The 25,636-nt window shown below is 35.3% G+C and carries 27 protein-coding genes; 6 read left to right on the top strand and 21 right to left on the bottom strand.

Annotated elements, in window-relative coordinates; genetic code table 11:
• Nucleotides 1-389: 389 nt before the first annotated feature.
• From FSZ17_RS23245 to FSZ17_RS01460, 5 genes are all read right to left on the bottom strand, one after another.
• Nucleotides 390-695, bottom strand: coding sequence for a hypothetical protein (locus FSZ17_RS23245; RefSeq protein WP_185150656.1), 306 nt, complete (start codon nt 693-695; stop codon nt 390-392).
• Between the two features lie 85 nt (nt 696-780).
• On the bottom strand, nt 781-1,302 hold the full coding sequence (locus FSZ17_RS01475) for a DinB family protein (RefSeq protein WP_057776154.1): 522 nt from the start codon (nt 1,300-1,302) through the stop codon (nt 781-783).
• Between the two features lie 181 nt (nt 1,303-1,483).
• Nucleotides 1,484-1,999 carry a hypothetical protein gene (locus tag FSZ17_RS01470; RefSeq protein WP_146846326.1) on the bottom strand — a complete coding sequence of 172 codons (516 nt, stop codon included), beginning with the start codon at nt 1,997-1,999 and terminating at the stop codon, nt 1,484-1,486.
• A gap of 67 nt (nt 2,000-2,066) precedes the next feature.
• Nucleotides 2,067-3,221: a DUF1835 domain-containing protein gene (locus FSZ17_RS01465; protein WP_057776153.1), complete on the bottom strand. Its 1,155-nt coding sequence runs from the start codon at nt 3,219-3,221 to the stop codon at nt 2,067-2,069.
• Between the two features lie 62 nt (nt 3,222-3,283).
• The gene (locus FSZ17_RS01460; RefSeq protein WP_057776152.1) at nt 3,284-4,468 is read right to left on the bottom strand and encodes a carboxylate--amine ligase; all 1,185 of its coding nucleotides are present in this window, start codon (nt 4,466-4,468) and stop codon (nt 3,284-3,286) included.
• Between the two features lie 271 nt (nt 4,469-4,739).
• Between FSZ17_RS01460 and FSZ17_RS01455 the strand changes: the two genes are divergently transcribed.
• Nucleotides 4,740-4,934 carry a hypothetical protein gene (locus tag FSZ17_RS01455; protein WP_057776151.1) on the top strand — a complete coding sequence of 65 codons (195 nt, stop codon included), beginning with the start codon at nt 4,740-4,742 and terminating at the stop codon, nt 4,932-4,934.
• Nucleotides 4,934-5,131 (top strand): YwbE family protein, encoded by a 198-nt coding sequence (locus FSZ17_RS01450; RefSeq protein ID WP_057776150.1) that lies wholly within the window; start codon nt 4,934-4,936, stop codon nt 5,129-5,131. Before FSZ17_RS01455 ends, FSZ17_RS01450 begins: the two co-directional genes overlap by 1 nt.
• Before the next feature lie 39 nt (nt 5,132-5,170).
• On the opposite strand, the gene FSZ17_RS01445 is transcribed toward FSZ17_RS01450, so the two are convergent.
• The 13 genes from FSZ17_RS01445 to FSZ17_RS01385 form a co-directional block, all read right to left on the bottom strand.
• Nucleotides 5,171-5,881, bottom strand: coding sequence for a hypothetical protein (locus FSZ17_RS01445; RefSeq protein ID WP_057776149.1), 711 nt, complete (start codon nt 5,879-5,881; stop codon nt 5,171-5,173).
• Between the two features lie 18 nt (nt 5,882-5,899).
• Nucleotides 5,900-6,673 (bottom strand): Cof-type HAD-IIB family hydrolase, encoded by a 774-nt coding sequence (locus tag FSZ17_RS01440; protein ID WP_057776148.1) that lies wholly within the window; start codon nt 6,671-6,673, stop codon nt 5,900-5,902.
• 96 nt (nt 6,674-6,769) lie between these two features.
• Nucleotides 6,770-6,838: a hypothetical protein gene (locus FSZ17_RS24060; RefSeq protein WP_407643437.1), complete on the bottom strand. Its 69-nt coding sequence runs from the start codon at nt 6,836-6,838 to the stop codon at nt 6,770-6,772.
• A gap of 269 nt (nt 6,839-7,107) precedes the next feature.
• The gene (gene lepB, locus FSZ17_RS01435) at nt 7,108-7,656 is read right to left on the bottom strand and encodes a signal peptidase I (protein ID WP_057776147.1); all 549 of its coding nucleotides are present in this window, start codon (nt 7,654-7,656) and stop codon (nt 7,108-7,110) included.
• A 108-nt stretch (nt 7,657-7,764) separates the two neighbouring features.
• The gene (locus tag FSZ17_RS01430; protein WP_057776146.1) at nt 7,765-7,965 is read right to left on the bottom strand and encodes a hypothetical protein; all 201 of its coding nucleotides are present in this window, start codon (nt 7,963-7,965) and stop codon (nt 7,765-7,767) included.
• Nucleotides 7,966-8,176: 211 nt separating this feature from the next.
• Nucleotides 8,177-8,878: a Type 1 glutamine amidotransferase-like domain-containing protein gene (locus tag FSZ17_RS01425; RefSeq protein ID WP_057776145.1), complete on the bottom strand. Its 702-nt coding sequence runs from the start codon at nt 8,876-8,878 to the stop codon at nt 8,177-8,179.
• A 17-nt stretch (nt 8,879-8,895) separates the two neighbouring features.
• Nucleotides 8,896-9,609, bottom strand: coding sequence for a GNAT family N-acetyltransferase (locus tag FSZ17_RS01420; protein ID WP_057776144.1), 714 nt, complete (start codon nt 9,607-9,609; stop codon nt 8,896-8,898).
• Nucleotides 9,610-10,095: 486 nt separating this feature from the next.
• Nucleotides 10,096-10,533 (bottom strand): GNAT family N-acetyltransferase, encoded by a 438-nt coding sequence (locus FSZ17_RS01410; RefSeq protein ID WP_057776142.1) that lies wholly within the window; start codon nt 10,531-10,533, stop codon nt 10,096-10,098.
• Between the two features lie 61 nt (nt 10,534-10,594).
• Nucleotides 10,595-11,572: a hypothetical protein gene (locus FSZ17_RS01405; protein WP_057776141.1), complete on the bottom strand. Its 978-nt coding sequence runs from the start codon at nt 11,570-11,572 to the stop codon at nt 10,595-10,597.
• 421 nt (nt 11,573-11,993) lie between these two features.
• Nucleotides 11,994-13,730: an ABC transporter ATP-binding protein gene (locus tag FSZ17_RS01400; protein ID WP_057776140.1), complete on the bottom strand. Its 1,737-nt coding sequence runs from the start codon at nt 13,728-13,730 to the stop codon at nt 11,994-11,996.
• Nucleotides 13,727-15,469, bottom strand: a complete 1,743-nt coding sequence (locus FSZ17_RS01395) for an ABC transporter ATP-binding protein (RefSeq protein WP_057776139.1) — start codon at nt 15,467-15,469, stop codon at nt 13,727-13,729. Before FSZ17_RS01395 ends, FSZ17_RS01400 begins: the two co-directional genes overlap by 4 nt.
• Nucleotides 15,470-15,943: 474 nt before the next feature.
• The gene (locus tag FSZ17_RS01390) at nt 15,944-16,444 is read right to left on the bottom strand and encodes a VOC family protein (RefSeq protein ID WP_228460262.1); all 501 of its coding nucleotides are present in this window, start codon (nt 16,442-16,444) and stop codon (nt 15,944-15,946) included.
• 336 nt (nt 16,445-16,780) lie between these two features.
• Nucleotides 16,781-17,362 carry a DJ-1/PfpI family protein gene (locus FSZ17_RS01385; protein WP_057776137.1) on the bottom strand — a complete coding sequence of 194 codons (582 nt, stop codon included), beginning with the start codon at nt 17,360-17,362 and terminating at the stop codon, nt 16,781-16,783.
• Between the two features lie 135 nt (nt 17,363-17,497).
• Between FSZ17_RS01385 and FSZ17_RS01380 the strand changes: the two genes are divergently transcribed.
• The 3 genes from FSZ17_RS01380 (at nt 17,498) to FSZ17_RS01370 (ending at nt 21,391) form a co-directional block, all read left to right on the top strand.
• The gene (locus FSZ17_RS01380) at nt 17,498-17,914 is read left to right on the top strand and encodes an Lrp/AsnC family transcriptional regulator (RefSeq protein ID WP_057776156.1); all 417 of its coding nucleotides are present in this window, start codon (nt 17,498-17,500) and stop codon (nt 17,912-17,914) included.
• Nucleotides 17,915-17,995: 81 nt separating this feature from the next.
• The gene (locus tag FSZ17_RS01375) at nt 17,996-20,128 is read left to right on the top strand and encodes an MMPL family transporter (protein WP_057776136.1); all 2,133 of its coding nucleotides are present in this window, start codon (nt 17,996-17,998) and stop codon (nt 20,126-20,128) included.
• Nucleotides 20,129-20,494: 366 nt separating this feature from the next.
• Nucleotides 20,495-21,391, top strand: coding sequence for a gluzincin family metallopeptidase (locus tag FSZ17_RS01370; protein WP_057776135.1), 897 nt, complete (start codon nt 20,495-20,497; stop codon nt 21,389-21,391).
• 159 nt (nt 21,392-21,550) lie between these two features.
• On the opposite strand, the gene FSZ17_RS01365 is transcribed toward FSZ17_RS01370, so the two are convergent.
• Entirely contained in the window at nt 21,551-22,954 is a 1,404-nt protein-coding gene (locus tag FSZ17_RS01365) for a DUF4179 domain-containing protein (RefSeq protein ID WP_057776134.1), read from the bottom strand.
• On the bottom strand, nt 22,939-23,508 hold the full coding sequence (locus FSZ17_RS01360; protein WP_082625408.1) for a sigma-70 family RNA polymerase sigma factor: 570 nt from the start codon (nt 23,506-23,508) through the stop codon (nt 22,939-22,941). Before FSZ17_RS01360 ends, FSZ17_RS01365 begins: the two co-directional genes overlap by 16 nt.
• An 832-nt stretch (nt 23,509-24,340) precedes the next feature.
• Between FSZ17_RS01360 and FSZ17_RS01355 the strand changes: the two genes are divergently transcribed.
• Nucleotides 24,341-25,033, top strand: a complete 693-nt coding sequence (locus tag FSZ17_RS01355; protein WP_057776133.1) for an aspartate/glutamate racemase family protein — start codon at nt 24,341-24,343, stop codon at nt 25,031-25,033.
• Nucleotides 25,034-25,116: 83 nt separating this feature from the next.
• Here FSZ17_RS01355 and FSZ17_RS01350 read toward each other — a convergent pair whose 3' ends face one another.
• The gene (locus FSZ17_RS01350; RefSeq protein WP_057776132.1) at nt 25,117-25,575 is read right to left on the bottom strand and encodes an OsmC family protein; all 459 of its coding nucleotides are present in this window, start codon (nt 25,573-25,575) and stop codon (nt 25,117-25,119) included.
• Between the last annotated feature and the right edge of the window lie 61 nt (nt 25,576-25,636).

Genomic DNA, 25,636 nt, shown 5'->3' with positions numbered 1-25,636 from the left:
CTTACTTATCTTAAGGCTCTTTTCGCATATATTGTTGCTTTTGCCTTCAAATTTTGCCCGTTGATTTCCGCTGCGGTCACTTGCTTTCCGCGGGGAGAGACGTGAGCCTCCTCGGCGCTTGCGCCTGTGGGGTCTCACGCTTCCCTCCATTCCCGCAGGAGTCAAGTGCCCTCCGCTCCAATCAACTCAGATAGTTAAATAAAAGTGCATTAAAAACAACAAACTTTACGAAAACAACCTATCTTAATAATATATATATTTAGTATTACCATTAAAAATTAATCGCTCAACTTAAGTAGAATAGGTAAATACTTCCATTAACCTACTCTGTTCGCTGAACAAAAAAAAAAAAAACGATCTTCGATATTGAAGTATCGCTAACCGATAGTTTAAGAATCTTTTTCATCTGTGAATATTTTAAATGCCCCAAGTACCACTAATACAGGGATTACCACCAACGTAAGTCTAAGAAAGTAAATATCAAAGATGAAACCAATTACAAAAATGGGTAATCCAATCATCACTATCATTGATGCGAATTTAGTATAACGGATAACTTCATTGGATAGCTCTGGTTCTTCTTTATACATCCATCTTTTCCCAAATAATAAACTTTCTTCAGGATAAAAATAAGACCAAGTTACCAAACCATATATGGGAATCATCAAAATAATAATTAAAATCGTTTCAGCCATAAAATCCCCCTTCCTCTTTACCACTATTTTTCCATCACTTCATACTATTCTTGTTTTATAAAACTGCTCTTTAGCTGAATAAGATTTATTTATTATTTTCCAACAATCGCTTAATTGTTCTAATCTGTCCACGATGGTTAATTTCATCCTCCATAACATGAAACCATAAATAATAATTATTATAAGAAACACCATTACCCCACTTATTTTCCTCAAACAACCAGCTATCTTTCTTCAATTTCAGATATGTAAGTGTATTTTCTCTAATTTGAAATAATTCATCTAAATAATATTCAAGAGAGTGATTTTTAATCACATCTCTCGCTTTGTCTCCAAGTTCCAGAGCTGATCCCCACTTTAAATATTCGTCTTCATTCAAATCTCTTTTTTCAAACGAGATAACTTGATGAACAAACTCAATCGACGCAATATGTAATAAAAGAGAACCGATAGAATTCGAACCTTCATTTGGTAAATAATCTAATTCACTTTGGCTTAAATTAGAAATTTCACTCAGTGTAACTGCTCTTGTATGTTCAAGCATAGACACAAGTTCCCCAATTTTGTCAGTAAAGTTTTCTCTTGGTATTATTCTATAATCAATCATCAAATCTACCTCCCTTTAGTGTTAAGTATAAGACTACCAACAAAATGGAAAAAAGAAAGACTGATAATTCGTAAAAAATAGTGGTATAATTTAGTTAATTACACACAAATAGGCAGCCTGATTTTTGATTCAGCGCTGCCTTTTTTCTTCCGGCTTTTCTACATTTATTAAAGTAGAATACCTAATTCCAACTTTCAACAATTTCATTGTTCTTATCATAACCATAAGCATTTTCAACTTTCCCCAAAAATTCTACTGCACTTATTGTTAGATACGATGGAAATTCAGTAATAAATGTATTGTTTCTTGCTTTAATTTCCTGAGTTTCTCCATTCTTATATTCAATAACAAACCTTTCTACTTCATATTTATCTGTTTTAATTGCACCATGAATTATATTACCTACACCTTCAAAATAATTAGCTGATATAAAAAAAGGTAAACCGCTCTCTGATTCAAATGTTATTCCTACACTTTGTTCATTGTCATAACTGTATTTTCCCTTCTCATAATGATAAACACCCAAGATATGTTGAGTCTGGTCTAAATAGTAGACTAATTGTTTATCTTCATCTTGGTTGATGATTTCTATCGGAGTTTTCCATTGACTTTGTACTGCTTTTTCCAGCGAATCGTAACCATTATTACAGCCAGATAAAGTAAATAAAATGATAATAAGTACAGCCAAATACTTCATGGAAGCCACCACCTGTATGTTCCTTCTATTTCTGAATACTTTGTCACTTCACCAATTTCGCCGAGAATTACCGAAGTTTTACACTATAATGTCTCATTGATTTGGGTATTCCCTTTAACTCGAGTACCCCACTGTATATTAAATGACGAATCCTATATTCTAAAAAGGAATAATTTATATACGAATCCATTTGAGTCAATATTTCGCCAATCACACTTCCAGTCTTAATAAAATCTTTCGTACCTTGCTTATGATGCAGCTTTCCTATTGTTTCGATGATGAGTGGATCATAATGATGTTTTGGTACACCTTTAATTTCATCATCTATCCATAAACGTAACACTTCTTTAGTTTGGGACAGTTTTTCCCATTCCTTATGAAATTGAATACGCTTTTTATCTGATAATGGTTTGTTCTCTTTGTTATTTTCAAATAATAGTCTTAAATTTTTTGAAGCCATTTGGCCTGTATGGAAAATAGGTTGCTCTTCTTCGGTAGCACTATATCTCACATAGAGTTCTATTGAGTTCATAAGAAAAATCTCATTTGTCTTTTCTCGCAATAAATAGAGTAAAAGACGGAGACCAGTTTGTTCATCAGCATTATTCCCATACCAAATATAGATTGGAACATCATTTGCTATATCCTCAATCTCACGCAATGTATTGGTAAATTTATTTTCATATTCATAGTCTTCCTGCTCAAAATTAATATTTTCAAATAACCATTCTTTTCGGTATGATTGACCAATTTTTTCATCTAATTTCCACAATGGTCCAATCGAAAAGGAGTCTGGAAATCCAATTACAGTCTTTGGTCTTTCAAGACCTACTCTTAAAGATCCGGCTGCAGATTCTGAATTAACGATATGGACCGCACCAAGTTGATTCCCCATCCCCTTTAAATATCGCTTTTTTTGAATATGTTTATTTATTTCCTCCACCATCTTGTTCATATCTTCCTGATTTATAAAGAACCCTCTTCCTTCGACTGGTTGGTGTTCTTCGTGATTAAATTTCTCAAATTCAACTTTATTATTTATTTCATACGTCAACCACACGTCAATTTTGATCATATCTGATATGGTTAAATAATTATTTGTTTTAATTTGATAGACAATAACTACATTTGGTTCAATCAAAAAATAGATAAATGGGTGATTAATTTTTGTTTTAATTGGAATCAACTCCTTTTCTATAACTCCTGCTGAATTCTCCTTCAACAAACCTCCCTCAATGAAAAAAAGAAACCAAACATATTATTGATTACCCTTTTGGCATCCCCCTATGATTTCGAGAGTCTACTAAACATCTTTGAATTCATCATCTTCAAAAATGAAATGGCCGGTTTAGGATCATTCCAATCCCATATGGCATATGTCTTTTTCTTAAATAATGTAGGAATAATTTGTGGAATGGATAGTTGTCCCGTTTTCATATAATCTTTTATTGCTAAAATATCTTCATACGCATAACAAAACGCTATATTAGTATCATGTTCTATTGCTTTTGTTCCAATTTCTTGTTTCGTTAGCTCTAAATAAGTTATATAAGGAAAGTTAACGCCAACTTTATTGAGCATGTTATTAAGGGTCGTAATCCTCGCATTGATTTCAATTAAATAAAACTTTCCTGTTTCGGCATCCTTTTTGAACTCAATCTCTGCAAAACCTTTATAATGAATATCTTCTAAAAACTTCGCACCTATCTCATACAGCTCTGGAACATATTTTTGAACAGTATACACGGAAGCGCCGAAGTTAATTGGGAACTGTCGATATTTTTGACAACTAACCCAATGTGTGACTTTCGATTCTTGATTTAAATAGGCATCAAACGTGTACATATGGTCATCGAACCCTGGTATGATTCTTTGTACAATGACTTCTAAACCAGCATCATTCGCTTTTTTGATCGCTGCTTCTAGCTCTTCTCTATTTTGGACTTTAAAAACCTTCCGTCTAAATATTGCGACGAATGCAGGTGAATCAGTGGGTTTAACAATACAAGGATATTTTATGTTTTCTTCGATTTTTTCAATGAAATTCTCTTCTTCTACACGTACTGTTTCTGGTATTAGAACACCTTTTTCCTTTGCTATTTCATTCAATATTTCTTTATTCATTATATTTGTCCAAAGTCCCTGCTCTGTTTGCGTAATCAGATAATATTCTTTTAATTCTTCTAGGTGTTGATCAATGACCTCAACGTATGAATCATGACATGGAATAAGTACGGGAGGGACACTTTGCCTTTTTGCATAATCTATTAAAAATTGAACAAAATCATCTTTCTCATTTTTGTAATGGGGAGCACTAAGCCTCTCTGAACAATATTTAGAATCCGCAGCGTAATTATGTTCACTAGAATAATCCACTGCCACCGTATGAATCCCGTGCACACCTAAGCAACGAATGGCACTTAAACCAATATAATAATTGCAACCTAAAATAACAGCTTTATTATTCATTGCACAACCCCTCGAAAGTAGAATGACTTTTAAAAATCTTGATTTTTTGAATTTTTTGTTTATATTAGATGTGTTAATATTAACAAATTTTTACATGAAGGAGGAATGTTTTTTCATTTGTTACCCACTCCTGCATCACTACAATATTTTTAAATGATTTAACGTAGAAAACGATAATATAATGTCAATAATTGATCTAGTTGTTCTTTCACAAACAAGTGAAAATAGATTATACTGGACTAAATATCATATTCAAAAAGGAGGAGATTCTATGACTGAGAATAATCAATCTGAAGCACCTAAAAAGAAAATCAGCCTGCAGGAGGCAATGAAGCAGCAGCTTGAAAACAAAAAGAACCAAGCCTCCGCTGGTAAAGGAAAAGCGCATGGCGACCTTTCAACAAAAAAATTAAAAAGCCAGCAAACCAAAAAAACAAGCAATACCCGCAGAAAAATGGGTGTCTAATGAACGGACAAAACCGGAAGGACGTATTACCAGGCATGCCTGTTGATATTGTTTTAAAAGCGGATCAAAAAACGGGGAAGCTTACGAGAGGCATCGTGAAAGATATTCTCACCAAATCAAGCACCCATCCACACGGTATTAAAGTTAGGCTAACCGATGGACAGATTGGCCGTGTGCAGGAAATTCACTCTGAATAAAGTGATAAAGCATTCAAGGACAGTGCCCTGAATGCTTTTTTACTTCTTTTTTGATAATTCATGATCAATGATTTCTTTTATTTCCTTGTTTCCAATTGCTCCAGAATGAAATGTATTCGAATCAGCCCAGTAAAGTTCTCTAAAGGTGACTCCATTGTTTAGTTCAATCTCTAAGAAAACACGTTTTCCTTCTTGTTTCCCCTCTTTATATAATTTTTCTACATCCTCTAACTTTAATTGATACCAGGCATCTAGAAATTTATCTTTTGAAGATTGCGAGAAAGTGTGCATTCGACTCCCATCTTCTGTACTTTCGATATAAATATTTTTCACCAGCTGATCCATTGCGTATAATTCGCCTGCGGTTTTGGCCTTTTTATTTTCTTCTGCTACAAACACCCTATCATTCGCTACGACGACAAATGAAGATGGATATCCTTTTATTTCAAAAATTGGTGTGCCCTTCTCTAAATAAGCAGCATCACCATTTTTTGTCTTGTGATTACTACATGCACTATCCGCCATCTTGTAGGTTACTTTCCCAATCTCACTGCCTTTTTCAATTGATAGAGGAATATTCCCATCAGTCTGATCAGGAAAATGATGCTGATATTTTATATCATTGATCATTACCATATCGACCCATTCAATTTCACTATCTGGGCAACCACTTAACGGTCTGAAGGTGCTGCAAGATGATAATAGAATCATTAAGATCACAAGGATTGATATGTTTTTTATGATATTCATACTCTCCCCCATTTATGGTTAAATGACCCCGTACTTTTTTAATGCAAACTCGATCCCGTCTTCACTTGATTTTTTCGTGACGAAATCTGCATCTTTTTTTAACTGTTCAGTCCCATTCCCCATCGCTACACCAAGTCCTACTAGTCCCAACATATCTATGTCATTATCTCCATCACCAAACGCTATTGCTTCAGATTGATCAATCCCAAAATACTTTAAAACTTTTATGATCGCTAAAGATTTTGATATCTCTTCTTGCAATACATTCAACACAAAAGGATGCCATCTTTTAAAGGTTAGATGCGGGAATTTTTGAATGTATTTCTGGGCAGTTTTGTCATCGGCATACAAGCACATTAGATATACGTCTTGATTATAAATATGTTTATTGATAGCAGGATAATCATTCAATGACAAAGTTTCCTTTAATGCTTTTAAGATTTCAGTACCTTGCACACCGTTCATGCTAAAATCTTCAGTGAAGAATGACAGACCATGGTTCTCTGTGTATGCAAAATCAAACACTTCTTGAATGATATTTTTATCCATCGGCACTTTATGAATAATCTCTTGATTGTGCTTCACATACCCGCCATTTGCGGTGATGAAGGTATCTATTCCCAATTCTCTTATTTCATTGCACATAGATAACGGTCTTCCTGTTGCCGCTACCACTCTTATTCCTTTGTTTTTTAATGCTTTTATTGCTGCTTTAGTATTATTTGAAATACTGCCATCTTCATGGTGTGTAATCGTTCCATCAACATCGAAAAATACAATTTTGAAATCCATACAAATCCCCTGTCCCACATTATTCCTATTCTCTTCATATTTGGTCTATTACCTATTTGGTCGAGAGAACTTGATATCAAGCCAATTTACTCTTAATTAATTTAGCCTCTCAATCGCTTTTCTAGGTCGCTCATCTTGCGGATACTTTTGTTCGAAATAATGAATGACATGTTCAGTACAATCTGTAGCCCAGAGTACAGGCAGTTTGGTGATTTACTACTTTAAGAAGCTCTTCAATTGCCTCTTTCGTATCTGAATCTACAAATTTTTGCCCTGTCATTTTATCCCACCCATTTTAAAATTCATTACTTACTACATTTCTGTACAACAAAGATTAAATCCTTCTTCCAAAAATCTGCATTGGCTAATAAAAAAAAAAAAAGAGCTGCTATCTGCTCAATCTCCCTTGAACCTTAGCAACTCCTACTTCTGTTTTATTTAGGTATGCCGATTTCTTCTAATGGATAATATCGAAATTTCACTTCTCCAATAACCGAATCATAGGGAACAAGTCCGAAAAATCTACTGTCCTTACTCACTAAACGGTTATCTCCCATTACAAATAACATATCTTTAGGGATAATGGATTTTCCTGTTTTTTCTTCCAATAAAAAGTCCTCAGTCAGATTATTAAATGGATTATCTTTTTTATTTTCTATCAAATACGGTTCTTCTATTGCTTTCCCATTAATATAAAGAACATCATCTTTCATCTCAATACGATCTCCTGGAAGGCCAATTACCCTCTTAATATAGTGTTCACCCTCAACATCTGGTGCATCAAACACTATCATATCAAATCGTTGAATTTCAGCCGTTTTGCTCAAAACCACTTTATCTTGGTCTTGAAAGGTAGGTTCCATTGATTCACCAAATACAGTCGTAGTTGTGAAAAGAAATTGTTTACAAATAAAAGCGATAATGAAAGCAAATGCAATTGATTTTATCCAAGAATAGATTTCTTGTTTTGTAGTTTCTTGCATAGTTTCCCTCCTTACATAATTCTTGTTTTTATCTATATTAATCGTACCCTAAGTCATGGAAAATGAACAAGGTTTAGCCAGTATCTTATATATGACTTGACCCGCCGACTAAACAGTTTGCTCAATAGGCGGCTCTAATTCTCCATCATCAAATCGATAATCCAAAAAGTAAATTTTGAAAAGAAAATTAGCAATCATAAAAAGAACAAGTGCTGCTATTACAATAGATAGAAATATTACGCTCCCTATACTACATTTAATTATTTTTGATTCAGTCTCCATATCTGCCCATTTCGTAAATTTAGTCATTTTATTCACCTTTAAGACACATAGTTTTTAAATCATAAGTCATTCTTATGGTACTCAATTCTTGTAGCGATTATAGCAGATGATTTTGGTAAGTTATCTTCGCTCATACAACTGAAATTCACTTTCTGTGATTTTGGCTGCCACGTAACTTCAAGAAAGAAAAGAGCATTACTACTTTTCTAGTAACACCCCCATTCGTTGAAGAAACTTCCTATTTATCACCTAAGTAAATGGTGTTCAATTCGGTTTCAATAATTCTACGACCTTCACTTTTAACAAAGTAAGCCTTCGCTTTTGGCCTTGAGCTTACAGTCTTAGTTAAAGATTCATCTACAAAGTGTAACGCTGCTCCGTCATCAGCTGCATAGCCTTCTTGCATTTTTCCCTCTAAGATTAATTGATGATAAGAGGGTCTCCTTTTTTCCTCTCCATCATAGTGAGGGCTATGGCTTCCCTTCAAAAAACCTAAACAATTTATTTTATGTAGTGGTGCGTTTATTGGGTCTGTTAGTCCTTCTTCAAACCAGCAATTTGAACCAGCGCTTAGTCCAGAAAGAATCGTCCCGTTTTCATACGCTTTTCTCAAAGCTTTATCTAATCCCCATTCCTTCCACAAAAGAAGCATATTTCTCGTATTGCCTCCACCCACATATATAATGTCTTGCTCAAGTACATATTGCTCTAAATCTTCAAAGTTGGGCTCAAATAACGATAAGTGTGATGGCTGACATTGTAATGTTTTAAATGCCTCATAAAATCTTTCAATATAGCCTGCTGCGTCTCCGCTGGCAGTAGGAATAAAACATACTTTTGGCAACTCTTTCTTAACTTGAGCTAGTATATACCGGTCGAGCAGAAGGTTATCTGGCTCCATTGAGAAACCGCCTCCACCCATTGCTATAATCTGTCTCATTTATTAACCCTCACATTCTATAAGGAATATTCCAATGATATGACACTATTTTTATGTTGATGGCATCCGTTTGCACTCATAATTTTTCTCATGGAGAGGTTTTCTATTTTTGTTGCCCCAAGATAAGATTTTGCCTTAAATTCATGATGCAACCTGTATAACCCTATTAAATGCAGGTCCTTTCCAAATCCTTTTCCAAGAAATTTAGGATGAATTCCTATCCAAAAAATCCGTCCTTCTTGATCTGTTTCAGGTTCAATATGAGGAAACACCACACCAATAGGGTCATTGTCAATGACATAGACAGTAAACATTTTATTCACTTGTGTTGGTAATTCACTTCTCATACTCATAAGAAATTTCTCTGTTTTATCTACACCCATCACTTCAGATAAAAACGATATGGCCCTCGGCTCAGTTATTGACCATACTTCATAAGGTGGAACCGAAATAGCCAATCGCTCCGAAAAATCCTTAGTAAATATTACTCTTTCACCAACGATTTTCATTTTTTCTTTCGTATTGCTCAAATTGTTTAAGAGAGTCATAGGACATTCTAATAATATTTTTTTATGTTCACTTCTTGTTATGTTCGATATAAGCCCATTTATAAGAACGTCTATTTCACTGGAATTATTTAATTCATCATTGAAATTTTCTAAAAGAATATCAAAATCATTTTTCATAATATGGACTCCAGCTTTTTTTAGCTGTTCTAATAGTCTTTCCAATTTAATCAGACTCCCTCTACAATTGTTGGAGCAAGCATACACTATGGATCAATGAATTTTCTTAATAAAAATTAAGCATCCCTCTTTTAAGGAATGCATCTGTTTGTTTAGGCACCATTTATTTTTTTAAGTTCAATCATACCTCCAATAAATCCAATAAAGCCACCGACCGCTAATATTATAGGGGCATATGCTAAACTTGATATTGGATTCTCACTCACTAAACCATATACTCCAAAAAGGCATAAAATAAAGCTACCAACTAATCCAAGAATTACTCTTATCCTTTTATTAATTTCAAACACCTCCAAAAGATCTAGGGAATATTCGTGAAAAAGCACCTATTACAGAAATGGGCAAAGTCTTAACCTACGCGAAACCGTTACGAAGAAGAGGAATCACTGTTATAGCTGTCCATAACCATTGGCTTTTTTCAAACCACCTTTAATGTGCATGCATTGGGCAAATGTTATTGAAGCCAGTTACTTATAACGGCAAGCTCATTGTAACTGTTCTTATGCTAAAGCCCATTTTTTCGTATAATTTAATAGCATGATTCCCTGCAAATGCACTTAGTCGAACTTCAGGATATCCATCTTGTTTTAGATGGTCAATGGCCGTTTTCATTAACCTTTTAGAAATCCCGTTCCCTCTAAATTCTTCTAAAACAAATAGTTCATAAATAAATCCATTCATCCTATCGGTAAATTGATCTTTGCTTGCCCCTATAAGAATCCAGCCCATTAAATGATCGTTTTCTGTTGCTATTAAATAATAGCAACCCTTTTCAAGTAGCGGTTCAACAAGATGTTTAATTTTTTCATTTGTCGGCTTTACTTCACCCAAAGTGCCATCAAATACAGCTTGTGGAGAAAGTAACATAACCTTATTAAGCTCTAAATCGTTAGGTTTTCTAATATCCACTTGTTATTACGTCCCTTCATTATCCTTTTATAATATTAACCTAATACTCTAGAATCCTTTTTTATATAACACCTTCTACTTTATCTTTACCATGTTTGTTTAGTAGGTCGGTATGTCTTTGAAATAGCTCTTTAGCGTACTTACTTAATAAGTGAGAGTCGATTTTTTTCCATTTTTCAAGATTACTCTCATAGTCTTGGTTAAAGATTGCCTTTGATAAATTCGTACAAATGACAAAACTTGAATAAGGATGAGGATTTTCTTTATTATTGTCTGCATCTGATAAAAACTTCTTCATTAAAACTTTATTATTTAAAGGGTGATAGATGAGCTCTACTAATTTTGCTCGGTACTCTAAGTCTCGAGAAAGTAGGCAGGGGAAGTCTTCATAATCTGAAAAATGTTGTGCTTCATGAGCAAGGTATGAGTATAAAAAATCCGGTTTATCTAGAACTTTCTCATACCTTTCTTTTACACAATACAACGCATTTTTAGTTGCCCATCCCCCTGCTGTCCTTCCACCAAATGTAGCAAAATGCAGCCAGCTTTGCATAATAAAATCTGACATAAAAATGACATTTACCTTTTTAGAGCCAGTCGGAAGTGAAACTTCATATTCAACTGACTCTTCTTTCCCCCATATGTACGGACCCCTAAAAGGCGGAGTAACTCCTCCAAGAAAATAGAAACCTTTCATCTTAAACTCTTCAGCTAATCGATCTTCAACAGAATCTATATCACCAAAAGTCTCATTGGTTGGTAACAACTCTATTAGTTGCTTCATTAATAGACTTTCAGCATCCTTCTTATTCATTTTATTGGTTAATACGGAAATAAAGTATTGGTTATATACTTTGATGATACTTCTAATCCATGTATCTTTTACTTTATATTGAAATACTGGCTTCTCAGAAAAAAAGCGATTGTAGAATTTTTTTGTAAGCTTTTCTAAGCTTTTATTTTCATCCAATCTTTGCAGATAGTCATAAGCTTTATTAATATCGCCTTTTAAACAATATGAGTATAGTTGCTGTTTCAAAGAGAATAACCCCATTTTTAGAATTTTTAAATATTATTATGCGTTACATAAATGAAACTTACATACCCAAGTGGTCTCATCAGGCGTTCATGAGACCATTAAATGCTTAGATCATATGGCGAAGTGGTCTCATCAGTCATTCATGAGACCACTAAATGCTTAAATCATATGGCGAAGTGGTCCCATCAGGCGTTCATGAGACCACTAAATGCTTAAATCATATGGCGAAGTGGTCCCATCAGGCGTTCATGAGACCACTAAATGCTTAAATCATATGGCGAAGTGGTCCCATCAGGCGTTCATGAGACCATTCAACGTTTGAATTCCTTGGCAAAGCATTCCTCATAACAAAAATACTTTATTTTTCATTCCTATAATTTGGCTGAGATATAGTGAGAAACTCTTCCCCTCTTACTAATCTTTATACTTGTAGTGATTTTGCCTGCATTTGATACATTTGGTCATAAATGCCGCCATGAGCCAGCAATTCATCATGCGTACCTTGTTCTTTAATGACGCCACGATCTAATACAAGAATACGGTCGGCATTTTTAATGGTTGAAAGACGGTGTGCGATAATAAACGTCGTACGTCCTTTCTTAAGAACATCCATCGCATGCTGAATGATTTCTTCTGTCTCTGTATCAATATTGGATGTGGCCTCATCCAATATTAAAATCGCAGGGTCAAAGGCGAGTGCTCGTGCAAAGGAAACAAGCTGACGCTGGCCAGAAGAGAGTGTGCTTCCTTTTTCGATAACAGGTTCATCGATTCCTTTTTCGAGATGGCTCAGAACTCGTTCCGCACCAACTGCTTTCAATGCTTCTTCTATCTTTTCCCGTGTAATTTTTGGATCATTCAAACTGACATTGGACGCGATCGTTCCTGTAAATAAATATGGATCTTGTAAAACAATGCCCATATGCTGGCGCATCGTCTGTCTTGGCACAGTCGTTACGTCGATACCATCAATATAAATCTTACCCTTAGATGGATCATAGAAGCGGAATAGTAGATTCATAATGGAGCTTTTTCCAGAACCCGTATGGCCAACAAGGGCCACTGTTTCACCGCGATTCGCTTCAAAAGATACATTTTTCAAAACATATTCATCGTTTTTGTAAGCGAATGATACATCTTCGAATAGGACATGCCCATCATATTTTGGCATCATTTCTTGCGATACCTTTTCCCCATTTGTATCTAACACTTCAAACACCCGGTTCCCTGCCACAAGTGAGCGTTCTAGCTGTGAAAACTGATTGACGATTTGCGTAATCGGATTGAATAGTCTCGTTAAATAATCGACAAAAGCATATAGAGTACCTGATGACACAATCTCTGCTGTCGTAAGGGATTGTGTCCCAAAATAAATAATAAAAATCGAAAACATCATGAGACGAATCGTATTTACTAAGTTAAAAGACGTTGCTGAATCTAATAACAATAATTTTCGCTGATAGGCATAATGTTCATCGTTCATTTCATCAAATTCTTTCGTCATTTGCTTTTCACGACGAAAGGCTTGAATAATGGTCATGCCTTGAATGGATTCATTAATCATGGCATTAATATCAGCAATTTTTTTGCGAATCACTTTATTGTATCGCGACGCAAATCTTCGATATAGAATCATCCAAAGATAGACGATTGGAAGCAAGATTAAGGCAATGATCGCCAATTTCCAATTTAATATAAATAGCGCAATATATACACCTGCTATCGAAATAAGGCCTGTTGCAAAATTAGAAAGGACTGTCACATATAAATTTCTTATTGCTTCTGTATCATTGGTGACACGGGCCACAATTTTTCCAGCTGGCAGATTATCGAAATACTGAATCGGCAATGTTTGAATATGACCAAATACATCCTGACGTAATTTCTGTACAACACGGTTTGCACCACTTTGCAAATAAATAAACATAAAGTAACGTAAAATAGCTGTTGCAATGGCTAAAATAAAATATAAACAAAGCAGCCAAGCAATCGGCTTGATTTCAATTCTTCCAATTGTCATATGCTCATCGATAATATATTTTGCAATGAATGGACCTGCAAGATCGGTAAATACTGCGGCTGTTAAGAAAAATAATCCAAGAAAAATGGGCCGCTTAAAATCCAAAGCATATTTCAATAATCGTTTACTCGTACTCATGACCCGCCTCCTTCTAGCTGCTGACGGTCAAATTGTTCTTTATACCAGCCATTTTGTCCGATAAGCTCTTCATGTGTTCCTTGCTCTGTAATTTGTCCCTCATCTAGGACGATAATTTCATTTGCATGCTGCACACTAGACAAACGATGTGTCGTAATGATCGTTGTCTTGCCACTTCGTTCCTTTTGAATATTTTTAATAATACGAGCTTCTGTTTTGGCATCGACCGCTGATAGTGAGTCATCTAGAATTAATATTTCAGGATCTTTAATAAGGGCACGCGCAATCGACACACGCTGCTTTTGTCCCCCCGATAAAGAAACCCCTTTTTCACCAACAAGGGTTTCAACCCCCATCGGTAAATTTTCTAAATCCTTTTCAAAGTATGCAAGGCGAATAGCATTCTCCATATCAGCATCTGTTGCATCCTCTTTACCAAACAAAATATTTTCTCGAATTGTACGTGAGAATAACACATGATCCTGTGGTACATATCCGATCCAATCAAGAATCTGCTCTTTTGTTTGCGAGGCGATATCAATCCCACCAACCGTTAATTGACCTTCACCAAGTGGATATTCGCGTAGTAATTGTCTTAGGAACGTCGTTTTTCCTGCACCTGTTTTCCCAACAATCCCAAGCGTCTCTCCCTTTTCAAGTGACAAAGAGATTTGCTGTAGGTTTTTCACCTGGCTTGTTGGATATTGAAACATCAAATCATCGAATCCAATTGTACTCGGTGTCGGAATCGCAACCGGATTTTTCGTGTTTTGAACGTCTGCTTCGTAGTCGAGGGTTTCTTGTACACGATCAAGTGAAGCATTACCTTGCTGCATGACATTGATTAACTCGCCAATGGCAAAAATCGGCCATACTGCAAGCCCTAAATAGACATTAAATGTGACGAGCTGACCGACCGACATTTCACCGTTTGATACTAGAAATGCTCCGTAACCAAGTGCCACGACATAGCTAATTCCCGTTCCAACTTTCGTGATTGGTCCGAATAAAGCGTTTATCTTAGCTGTATACATATTTTTTTCGTACACTTTTTCGCTCATATCAGCGAAATTAGCCTCATCCTTCTTCTCCTGAACGTAAGCACGAATCACACGTACACCTGCAACAGATTCTAAAACACTATCATTTAGTTCGCCAAATGCGTCCTGGGCCTTCATATATCGTTCATGTACAAGCTTACCTAAATACTGAATGAGCACAGCCATAATAGGCACAGGCAGCATAGCGAAGAATGTTAATTTCCATGAAATCATAAAACCCATCGCACAAATAATGGTGCCCAAAAATAAAGTAGAATCAATTAATGTCATGATCCCAAATCCTGCTGTTAATGAAACAGAATTTAAATCATTTGTCGCACGCGCCATTAAGTCACCCGTACGATTTTTCTCATAAAATGTTGGCGTCATTTTTAAAAATTGAAGCATTAATTTACGACGCATTAATTTTTCAAGATTAAGAGCCCCTTCAAATAAACGATATTGCCACAAGAAATTCAAAAAATAACCGAAGACAATAATCGCAACGAATATGAGTATATATTGAACCAATATCGCTTTTGTCATTTCGCCAGCTGTTAAAATATCGATAATGGAGCCAAGTAAATACGGTGGAATTACTTCTAAGAAAGTAGCAATCATTAACAAGATAATCGCAATGGTATATTGTTTCCAATACTGTTTAAAAAACCAACCCAACTTCACTAATACATCAAACATTTATCAAACCTTCTTTCTCTCTCAAGCTGTGAACATAGCTACCCACTGTCCAGCAACACATTATTAAAAATCATTGTTTTTTGTCTAATCCACATCATCATCTACTCCTTCTATAGCAATTCACTAAAAAATCCCAACAAAAAAGATGCATACCCTCAAAAAGAGCATGCATCTCAAAAAAGGTATAGAAGTCGCACCCATACCTTTCTTCTCGTTATGAATTCACAATTTTACAGAAAATAGGTATGGACAATATATTAAATTAATTGTTATAAAGCAAGCATTAAAATCTCTCATTGCCCATTCCTCCTTTGTTTAGCTTCTGTTTTTCCTGTAAAATATTGTTTAGTGTTCTTGAAGATTACCACTTTTTTCTTATAATTGTCAACAGTCAGACAAGGGATTTTTTGTTATTTTTAAATATCCCTTTATTAAATAAAGTTTGAACAGATTTTTCTAGTTAGTAACAAAAGATCAATCCTTAACTTTATGTGATGCTTCCTGGTTATTAACATTTTTTACTGTATTGATTTCTTCCCATTTGCTTAAGTGCATGATTGGTAATTCTAAATTAGAGTTTTGATCTAGAACAGTAATGTATTCTAAAGAATTGCCATCAGGGTCTGCAAAATAATAACTTGCTGCAGGCATCCAAGTATGTACGATCGGTTCACTCGTATCTAAACCAAAGGATGCAGACAATTCAATTCCTAAGTTAGAAAGAAACTCAGGTACACTAAGTAATTCATCATACGTTACGCCTAAAGCAAAGTGAGAGCGTGAAAATTGATGATCTGGTACTTCCCATATCCCTAGCATTTGTGCTTTTTCAGACGGATCTCCCAGCCAAAAAAATGCAACTTTCCTATCAGGAATGATGTGTGCCAGTTCCAAACCTAACGTTTGATAAAATTCTACTGCCTTACTTAAATCTTTTGTATTAATATGTGTTTCATATAAATGTGAATGCCTCACTTTGCATTTCCTCCTTGTTTTCATCTACCTTAATCCTAGATTAAAAAATAAATAAATGAATCAAGAATTCGATTGAATAAATCTACACCTTTAGTCTTAGAAAGACTTTCATAACAAAATGTTCTTGAAGCATTAACACCAATACCCTTCTTCAACAACAAAGATTCTTCCGCCAACCTGTATGATAAAATTGTCATCTGCCTATTGAGCTTTTACTTTAAGCCATGATTGCCTGCCGACTGAATACCCTTGTTCGACAGTATCATTTATTTTTCTGCTATTGAAGCACCAGCTTTTAAAAGATTTCCTTAATCCCCTTGAATCCCTGTTAAACTACTAAAATCCCATTAAATCCTTAACTTTCTCTGTATTTTCCTTGGACGTTAACATTTCGAGCAGCATAAATGCCACATCAAAAGCTGTACCGGGATTGGAAGATGTAATAATATTTTCGTCACGGACAATCCGTTGATTCACAACTTGCACTCCGTATTGTTTTAATTGTGCTAATCGCTTGCTAGTTGGATGATTATAAGTGGTTGCCTTTCGATTTTGTAAAACACCACTATGTGCAACCATTAAGGATGCCACACAGATCGAAGCAATCGGTTTTTTATGATAATCGAAATGCTGGATCACTCTCTGAAATGGCTCACTAAATGCATCATCATAAAAGTGAGCTTCTTCAAACCCTCCGGGAATGGCTAGTGCATCAAACTCTTCTAATTCGATCTCATCCAAAAGCTTTTCAGGAGCTACTTGAAAGTTCCACGTACATTGTAGTCGAGGATGTAACCCCGCTGTAATGACCTCCGTAGAACCATCGCCTTCACATTTGTTCCACCCTAATACGTCTGTAAAGACACTCGCTTCTACAGCTTCAAACCCATTTGCTAGCAGTAATAAAATCTTTGTCATTTAGAACGCCTCCTTTATAGTAAATTGTAAATAAGCAGGTCTTCCAGTTACATAATGCAAAAAAGGAATATTCATATATATACTTTTATATTTCTTGAAAAATCGTTAAAATTATTAATAAAAAAAGGTGAGAAAATGGACCACATTGATTATGAAATATTAAAACGGCTTCAGCAAAATGCAAAGATGCCGATGAAGGAAATCGCTTCTCATGTCCACTTATCGGCACCAGCTGTTGCAGAACGAGTGAAAAAGTTAGAGGAACAGAATGTGATCGAAGGCTATCAAGCTAAAATCAATTTGAATAAGCTTGAACGTTCAATCGTTGCGCTAGTCTTATTTAAATCGACGGATTGTAAAAATCTCGCTCAATTTTGTTACACACATCCAGATGTGCTCGAATGCTATCGAGTAGCTGGAGAAATTAGTTATATTGCTAAAGTAGCGACGAAATCAGTCGAAACATTAGAGCATTTTATTGATCAAGCGATGCCATATGGTACTCCATCAACGAATATTGTGTTATCTGCTCATGAAAAAAATATATTATAGCTAATAAAAAATATGTTGGTTTGGATCAAGAAATCGTATAAAAAGGGAAAACGATTCGTACATAGTGAGGGGAAAGAGAGTATGCGCACTCTAGCACGGTTTGTAACGGGAGCTTATAAATATATTTTGATCACTTGGGTTGTGCTCACAGTAGTGATGGCGTTTTTCGCTATCCGCCTTCCTTCGATGCTTCAAGGCGATGGGTTTCGGATGGATGGGGGGCATGAAGAAGTAATGGAAATCGCTGCAAATACATTTGATATGCCTGTAGAGACAATGTTTCTTGTTTTTGATCAAGTGAGTGATGAAAAAATAAAGGCGACACTTAAAAAAATTGAGGAAATGGGTGTTACATCTCAAATTGTTTCGCCATTGGAAGATCCTTCATTATATAAAGAGCATCTTTCTTATGCGATGCTTCAATTCGATGATGAAGATGCAGATATGTCCGAAATTGTAACAAAAATACGTGACGCAATCGGAGATGAAAAAGGGATTGTTTTAACTGGAGCATCTGCGATTTCAAAAGATATTAATACGGCTAGTCAACGAGATCTGATGATTGCTGAAGCGATTGGTCTTCCGATTGCCATTATTGTTCTCTTATTTGCATTTGGAACCGTTATGGCTTCATGCATCCCATTAATTATTGGTTTAAGTACGATTATTGTCTCGTTCGGGACATTAACGATTTTAGGTGGTCAAGTCGATCTTTCTATTTTTGTCCTTAATATTATTCCAATGCTCGGTCTTGCATTAAGCATTGATTTTGCTTTGCTGTTTATTAGTCGATATCGAGAAGAACGGAAAAAGTCCACTTCGCTTGAAGCGGTCTCCACCACGATTCGAACGGCAGGACGTTCGGTTATCTTTTCTGCCTTTTGTGTGTTTATTGGACTTGGAGCAATGTTATTCATTGAAGTAGATATATTCCAAAATATCGCGATTGGCGGAATGATTGTTGTCACGATGGCGGTATTTAGTTCGATAACGCTTTTGCCTGCAATATTAATTGTGTTAGGTGATCGAATTGATAAATGGCAAGTACTGAAAATAAAGCAAAATGGTACGAATCGTTGGCGCGTTTTCGCAAATGGTGTAATCAAGCGTCCTGTTACGATAACAATATTGGCGCTCATTCTATTAAGTATTGCTCTTATCCCTGCTCGGAACATGAATTTAACCATTCCGCAAATCGATTCTTTACCTGAATCATATGACTCACGCCAAGCATATGAAATACTTGAGGATGAATTTGGACTTGGAGAGAAATCCTCTGTATATGTCGTAGCGACGCGTGAGGAAGGTTGGCAAGATTTAGAGGGCTTAGAACAAATACAGAAATTAGAAGATGATTTTCTGAATGATTCACTTGTCGATCAGGTGACAACCATCTTTTCTTTAAGCGGGATCAAATCGCCTATGGAATGGGAGCAAGCATGGGCAGCACCGGAAATGAAAGCGACTCTTGAACCAGTATGGGATTCCTTCGTAAAAGATGATAAGCTGTTCATTCCTGTAACGCTAAAAGCATCGGGAGCTTCAAATGAAGCACAAGATTGGGTACGTCATCTATCAGAGAAGGACACCTCTTTCGACCTTTTGGTCGGGGGTCAGCCAAAATTTAATCAGGAAATATTCGATGAGATCGCTAATAAAATTGGGCTTGTTCTTACTGTCATTATTGTTTCGACCTTTTTAATCTTGATGCTTGCCTTCCGGTCGATTTTAATTCCGATTAAAGCGATATTGATGAACATTGTTGGACTTTCTGCGACGTTTGGCATTCTCGTCTATATATTCCAATACGGCCATTTTGGCTTGGAGGCTGGGACAATTGCCCTTATCATTCCTGTCATTGTCTTTAGTCTTGTGTTTGGTTTAAGCATGGACTATGAGGTATTCCTTATTTCGAGAATGCAGGAGGAGTATGCGAATTCATTTGACAATGACCGTGCAACCGTTGAGGGGTTAGCGACGACGAGTAAAATAATTACATCAGCCGCTCTTATCATGATTGTTTTAACAGGGGCCTTTGCCTTTACGGATGTCATGCCGGTAAAACAGATCGGGGTTGGAATTGCAATTGCAGTTGCCATTGATGCGACCATTATTCGACTTTTACTCGTCCCTAGCTTAATGAAGCTATTTGGAAAGTGGAATTGGTGGCTGCCATTTAGAAAGGGAGAATATAAAGCAGGAAACTGGCATTAAGTTCATTTCATCATTTGCAAACGGCGCTGCCTTATTGTTGATTTAGACAAATTCGTTCACGTCATACTTTTTGAAGGAAGAACGAATACAAAATAGAAACTCAAATTGAGTTTAAAGTAAAATTAAACGAATGATCCAGAATTAAAGTAAATGCAAAAGAGCTTGGGAATTTCCAAGCTCTTTTATTATGCTGAATATGGAACGATTTTTTTGTATCCCATGATCAAGCGTTCATTAAAAATGCATATAATTCCTTCAGCCAATAATAAAAAATGCACCCATCCGTGAAGAAGCAATTATTTCATTAGGAAAAATATGTTAATATTATTCTAGACGCTTATGAACCTTTTATTAAGGGAGGATTTTATGAATCGTTTGACTTACGCCATTTTATGCATATTAGTTCTAACTGCGTGTTCTAATGAAACTACAGTACCAAAGAAAAAAAATTCACCGAATGAAAATACATATACAGAAAAAACGGAAGAAAACATTGTGATTACTAAAGATAAAAAAATTACATTTGAAATTTTCAATACAATAGGAGTCCCTCAACAGAAAGTGGATTCAATAAAGGAAGAAATCCTTAGTTCTTATGAAGTAGTTCATCAATCAATAAAACCGGACTATGTTCCGTCTGAAAAAATAAATGTTTTTTTATTGGAGGGAAATCAAGTTTCCTGGGGGTTGAGGTCAGAAATTAAGCTTTATTCTATTAGGACTAATAAGTATCCCCTAGTGCATGAGATGACACACACTTTATTAGGGTATGGGGATAATTTTGATTCTAGCAAAGGTTATTTCACACAAGAGGGTTACGCTACCTTTATGGAGAACAAATACGGAAAACAGAGTTATCCTGAACACAAAATGATGAAATATTTTATTGATAATAATAAAGCCATTCCATTATTCAAATTAATCGATGTAAACAAGGATGATGAGTTATTCCGCCCAACATTACTAGATTATAAAGACTATACTCTACAATGGATCAGCTACACTCATTCGGGTTCTTTTGTCACCTATTTAATTGATACATATGGTATAGAGAAATTTGAACAAATTTATAATAAAGATAATTTGCTTGAAAGACTTCAGAAAGTTTATGGGAAAACCGTGGATGAGTTAGAAAATGACTGGCTGAATTATATTCAACAATATGTTACAGAGTTAACCACTGAGGATAAAATGAAAATTGATGGCTTTTATGATATGAATTCAGCTATTGGCTTGATCGACATTGATGTTTTTAAAAGATAAAGAGTTTTTGATAAAAAAGCTTTAGTACATAAACGAACCCCATAATCATTATTTGTGTCTACCAATTACGAGGCCGTTCAAATAGAGAAAAAGCACCTAGCTTCTTGTCCCTCCTGAAAAAAGCGGTCAATGACTTAAGCATTTTGACCGCTAGCTTGGTTATTGTACTTTGATGCCCTTTTTGATTTCGTCAGATGATACCTGTATTTCCAGTTCTTCTATTAACTCAGGTGCTTTCTGCTGCAGATATCTCACCTCTAACTTTTCCTTAGGAAGATCAAGAAATATTTCTTCTACCATATACGTTTCATTTCCAAGATATTTTCGTTCCATTTCAATGCCATGATGCCAATTTCCATCTGCGCTTTTTAGTACGAGCGGTGAAAAGTTTTGATAAAAGGCAAAGCTGCTTTTATATTCGTAACGGATCACAGCAGAATCCTCTTCTTGCTTTATATCAGTAATTTTCATCGTCCCTCTTTCACCAAGGTTAAGAAGCTGGTTCTTTGCTTCTGGCAAGGCGATTAATTTAACCTTCGTATTAGCTAAAATATCCTCTTGGTTTTGGTTATTAAACAGCTGTATTTTAATCTCTTTGATTTCCTTATCAAGCGGTTCAAATAATTCATTTGTTTCCTCTAATGTATACCAACGATTATTTTCCTTTATTTGTGTACCAAACCATCCTATTCCATCAGGAACTTCCTTTATTACTCTGTTATCTTGATCAAGCAGGCGAATAGACATCGCCACATCATCCGGATTATTTTGATAAGGAGCTTTATATTGTAAGCTGATGACCGTTGAGATAGGGCTTAGGCTTATTTGTTTCAGTTTCAACTCCTCTTCCTCAAAGCTTTTCTTTTTATTGAATACTACTGTATCAATCTTAGTGGTCTTTTTAACCGGAACTTCAAACAAAAATTTGAATTCTTTTTGCTTATCAGATGTATAATCTGTCGTTCCTCTATAAAGAAAATCTACCATGATATCATCCGGCATTTCTGATCCTGTGTATGTAAATGTCGAGTAGCCGATTACTTCATGATCTGACACTTGCTTAAATTGATCATTGGACATAAATCCTCCTTTTTGAAAGCCGTCGAATGGGATATAAAAATTCACCATACGGCTAGTATAATTCTTGATTGGCTTTTCAGACTTGATAACATAGCTGATTGAAAGCCTTTTTCCATCATAAACAGCTTCTTGTATTTCCATGCTCATACCATCTTCACTCTTCTGATGTTGAACATTTTGCTTATTCTCTTTGGTAGCATCTTTTAAACCGCTATCTCCAAAAAATTGAAATATTGATTCAAAGAAAGGAAGCTTTGATAATGCCAATACTGGATTAGATGGCAAATAGATCCCTGCACATAAAATCATGATTCCAATGATCACAGGCACTAAAGCTCTCTTTCCTTTACCGAAAACATTCCGTCGAACCTTTCTTTCCTTAAGTACAATATGTACTTGATGGCGATCGTCCTCATTAAATGATACTTCTTCAAATAATTCACTGTTTCGAACCTTCTTATCTCTGTTCATATATCCTCCCATTCAAATCCCCCCTCTTCTAATAACTGCTTAAGCCGCTCTCTTCCTCTTTTCAGCCTTGTTTTGACAGTATTCGCAGAAACCTTCAAAACAACTGATATTTCTTCTACTGAAAAATCTTTATAGTAATATAAAAATATGACTTCCTTATACTTTGGTCTTAATGATAAAACTATATTTTTCACTTGCGTTTTCCGGTCCTTATCCAGCAAATCTGCCTCCGGACTTTGCTCTGATCGCACCACTTTTTCCATCTTTTCAATCGAGAAAATCCTTTTAAAATAACTGCTCTTCAAATAATCTTTACACTGATTAATTGTAATTCGGTATAGCCATGTTTTAATTGATGCTTCACCTTTAAACTGATTCAAATGCTGATAGCAACGAATAAAAACATTTTGCACAATATCTTTCGCTTGTGCCGCGTCCTTCACATAAGAAAAAGCGAGCGAGGTCAACTCTGTACCGTACTCCATCATCAAACCTTCTATCACAGCATCAACATTTTCATCTCTTACACATGCATAATTCGCGTTGCTTTTCTCTTCCAAATACAAAACGGCTCACCTCCCTTTTTTTCAAAATTCGTACTTAGACGATTTAATTAGTGTTCCGGTTTCATTTTTCTATTCGAAAAAAGATCCGTACCCATTAGCACGAATCTCCTAGTTGTTACTTTAAAAGTTTTACTGCTATTCATTTTTTTTAGTGTTTTTATAAATTTTCATTAATGTTGAATTGATATTATTAAGGGCCAAAAAAATAAAACCTAACATCACAAACGTGACTATTTCACCAGTAAAAAATGAAACGATACCCAATATTACAGCATATAAAATATACAGCCCGTTTTGCATATCCTTATCCCCTTTAATATTTTCCTAAACTTCTCTATTAAGTATATCTTAAATACTATTCATTTGGTTTAATATTCCTTTTCTTATTGATTTATGTACAATTACCCAATAATTCCCTTTTTAACAGGTCTGTGTTAACGCTCAGTGTTGAAAATGCTATTTTGTTGTTGATTGGAGCGGAAGGTACGAGCTCCTCGAAAATGCATTCGCATTTCCTTCGTGCGCTGTTTATTCGGGGATGATAATTCAACGTCCTGCGGGAAAAGCGAGTCAAAGGAAGACCCCGCAGGAGCGATAGCGACGAGGAGGCTTCCGGACCGCCCGCGATCGCTAAGTGCCTGCAGCGGAAATCAACAAGGAAATTTAACATAGTCTTCGGAGTTTCCGTTTTATGATCTGCTAATTCTATTAATAACATATCAAGATAGTAGACAAAGCATGTCTATTTAAACTATTTTTGCATTAGAAGATTAAATTGATGCTCTTATGAATAATTAGTATTATGACAACAAAATAGAAATGGGGGGAACTTATGAAGACGATTGGATTAATTGGCGGAATGAGTTGGGAATCTTCAGTTGAATATTATCGAATTATAAACGAAGAAGTAAAAAAAAGATTAGGTGGTTTACATTCAGCAAAATGCTTGTTATACAGCGTTGATTTTGAGGAGATTGAACGTTATCAGGCAGTAGGTGATTGGGATAAAGCTGGTGAATTATTAGGGAATGTTGCTCACTCATTAGAAAAAGGAGGAGCAGAATTTATTGTTATCTGTACAAATACGATGCATAAAGTAATTGAAACTATTAAAGAAAAAATAAACATACCTATTTTACATATAGCGGAAGCAACAGCAAATCAAATAAAAAAATCAAATATTACGACTGTAGGACTATTAGGTACTAAGTATACAATGGAACAAGACTTTTATAAATCTAGAATAGAATCTAATGGTATACAGGTTTTAGTGCCAAATCATACTGAACGAGAAATGATAAATAAAGTTATATATGAAGAGTTATGTTTAGGAAATATTCAACAATCGTCAAGATATTATTATAAAAAAGTTATTAAGAGTTTAGTTGATAATGGGGCTGAAGGAATCATATTGGGCTGTACAGAAATTGGATTATTGGTTAAACAAGAGGATTCAGAAGTTCTATTATTTGATACAACCGTCATTCATGCGATCGAAGCGGTTAATATGGCAATAGAAAAATAAACCCCAATAAAAACAGGGCTGTACAATATCCTTTTCGTACAGCCCATAGAGAAATGTATTTAAGTTTTAAAAGAGTCTTAATTTCACACATGGACCTTTCTCGGTTCTAAAATAATCTCATTCAATTTTAAGTTTACTGGGTTAGCGATGGTATCCCCAACCGGGCATGTCTTTTCAATAAACGCGACAAACTCCTCAACTTTCTCTCTAGGTGCATCTGTAGCAATATGAATGTTAAAACGAATATCAGAATACCCGCGGCGGACATCAGATTTATTCATAAAGCCATCTGTGTCAAGGTCACCTTCCACATCAATCCAAAGATCATCAAATTCAATTTTAAACTTTCTAGCGTATACACGAGCTACGATAGCTTGACAAGCACCTAATGCGGATAAAGTTAGCTCGACAGGATTCATCCCTGTATCTGTTCCACCTAATTCCTTTGGTTCATCAATGATTATCTCAAAATCACGAGATTTAACTTTAACTTGAACACCTTGCTGTAAATGAGCAGTAGCTTTAAATGTTGTCATCGGCATAATTCATTCTTCCTCCCGTTGTAGAATCATTTTACTTCCAACTATTTCTCTCTACACCTAA

Origin of the sequence: Cytobacillus dafuensis (assembly GCF_007995155.1) — a bacterium.
In the GTDB taxonomy this organism is placed as follows: Bacteria; Bacillota; Bacilli; order Bacillales; family Cytobacillaceae; genus Cytobacillus; species Cytobacillus dafuensis.
This window is presented reverse-complemented; position numbering and strand designations above follow the sequence as displayed.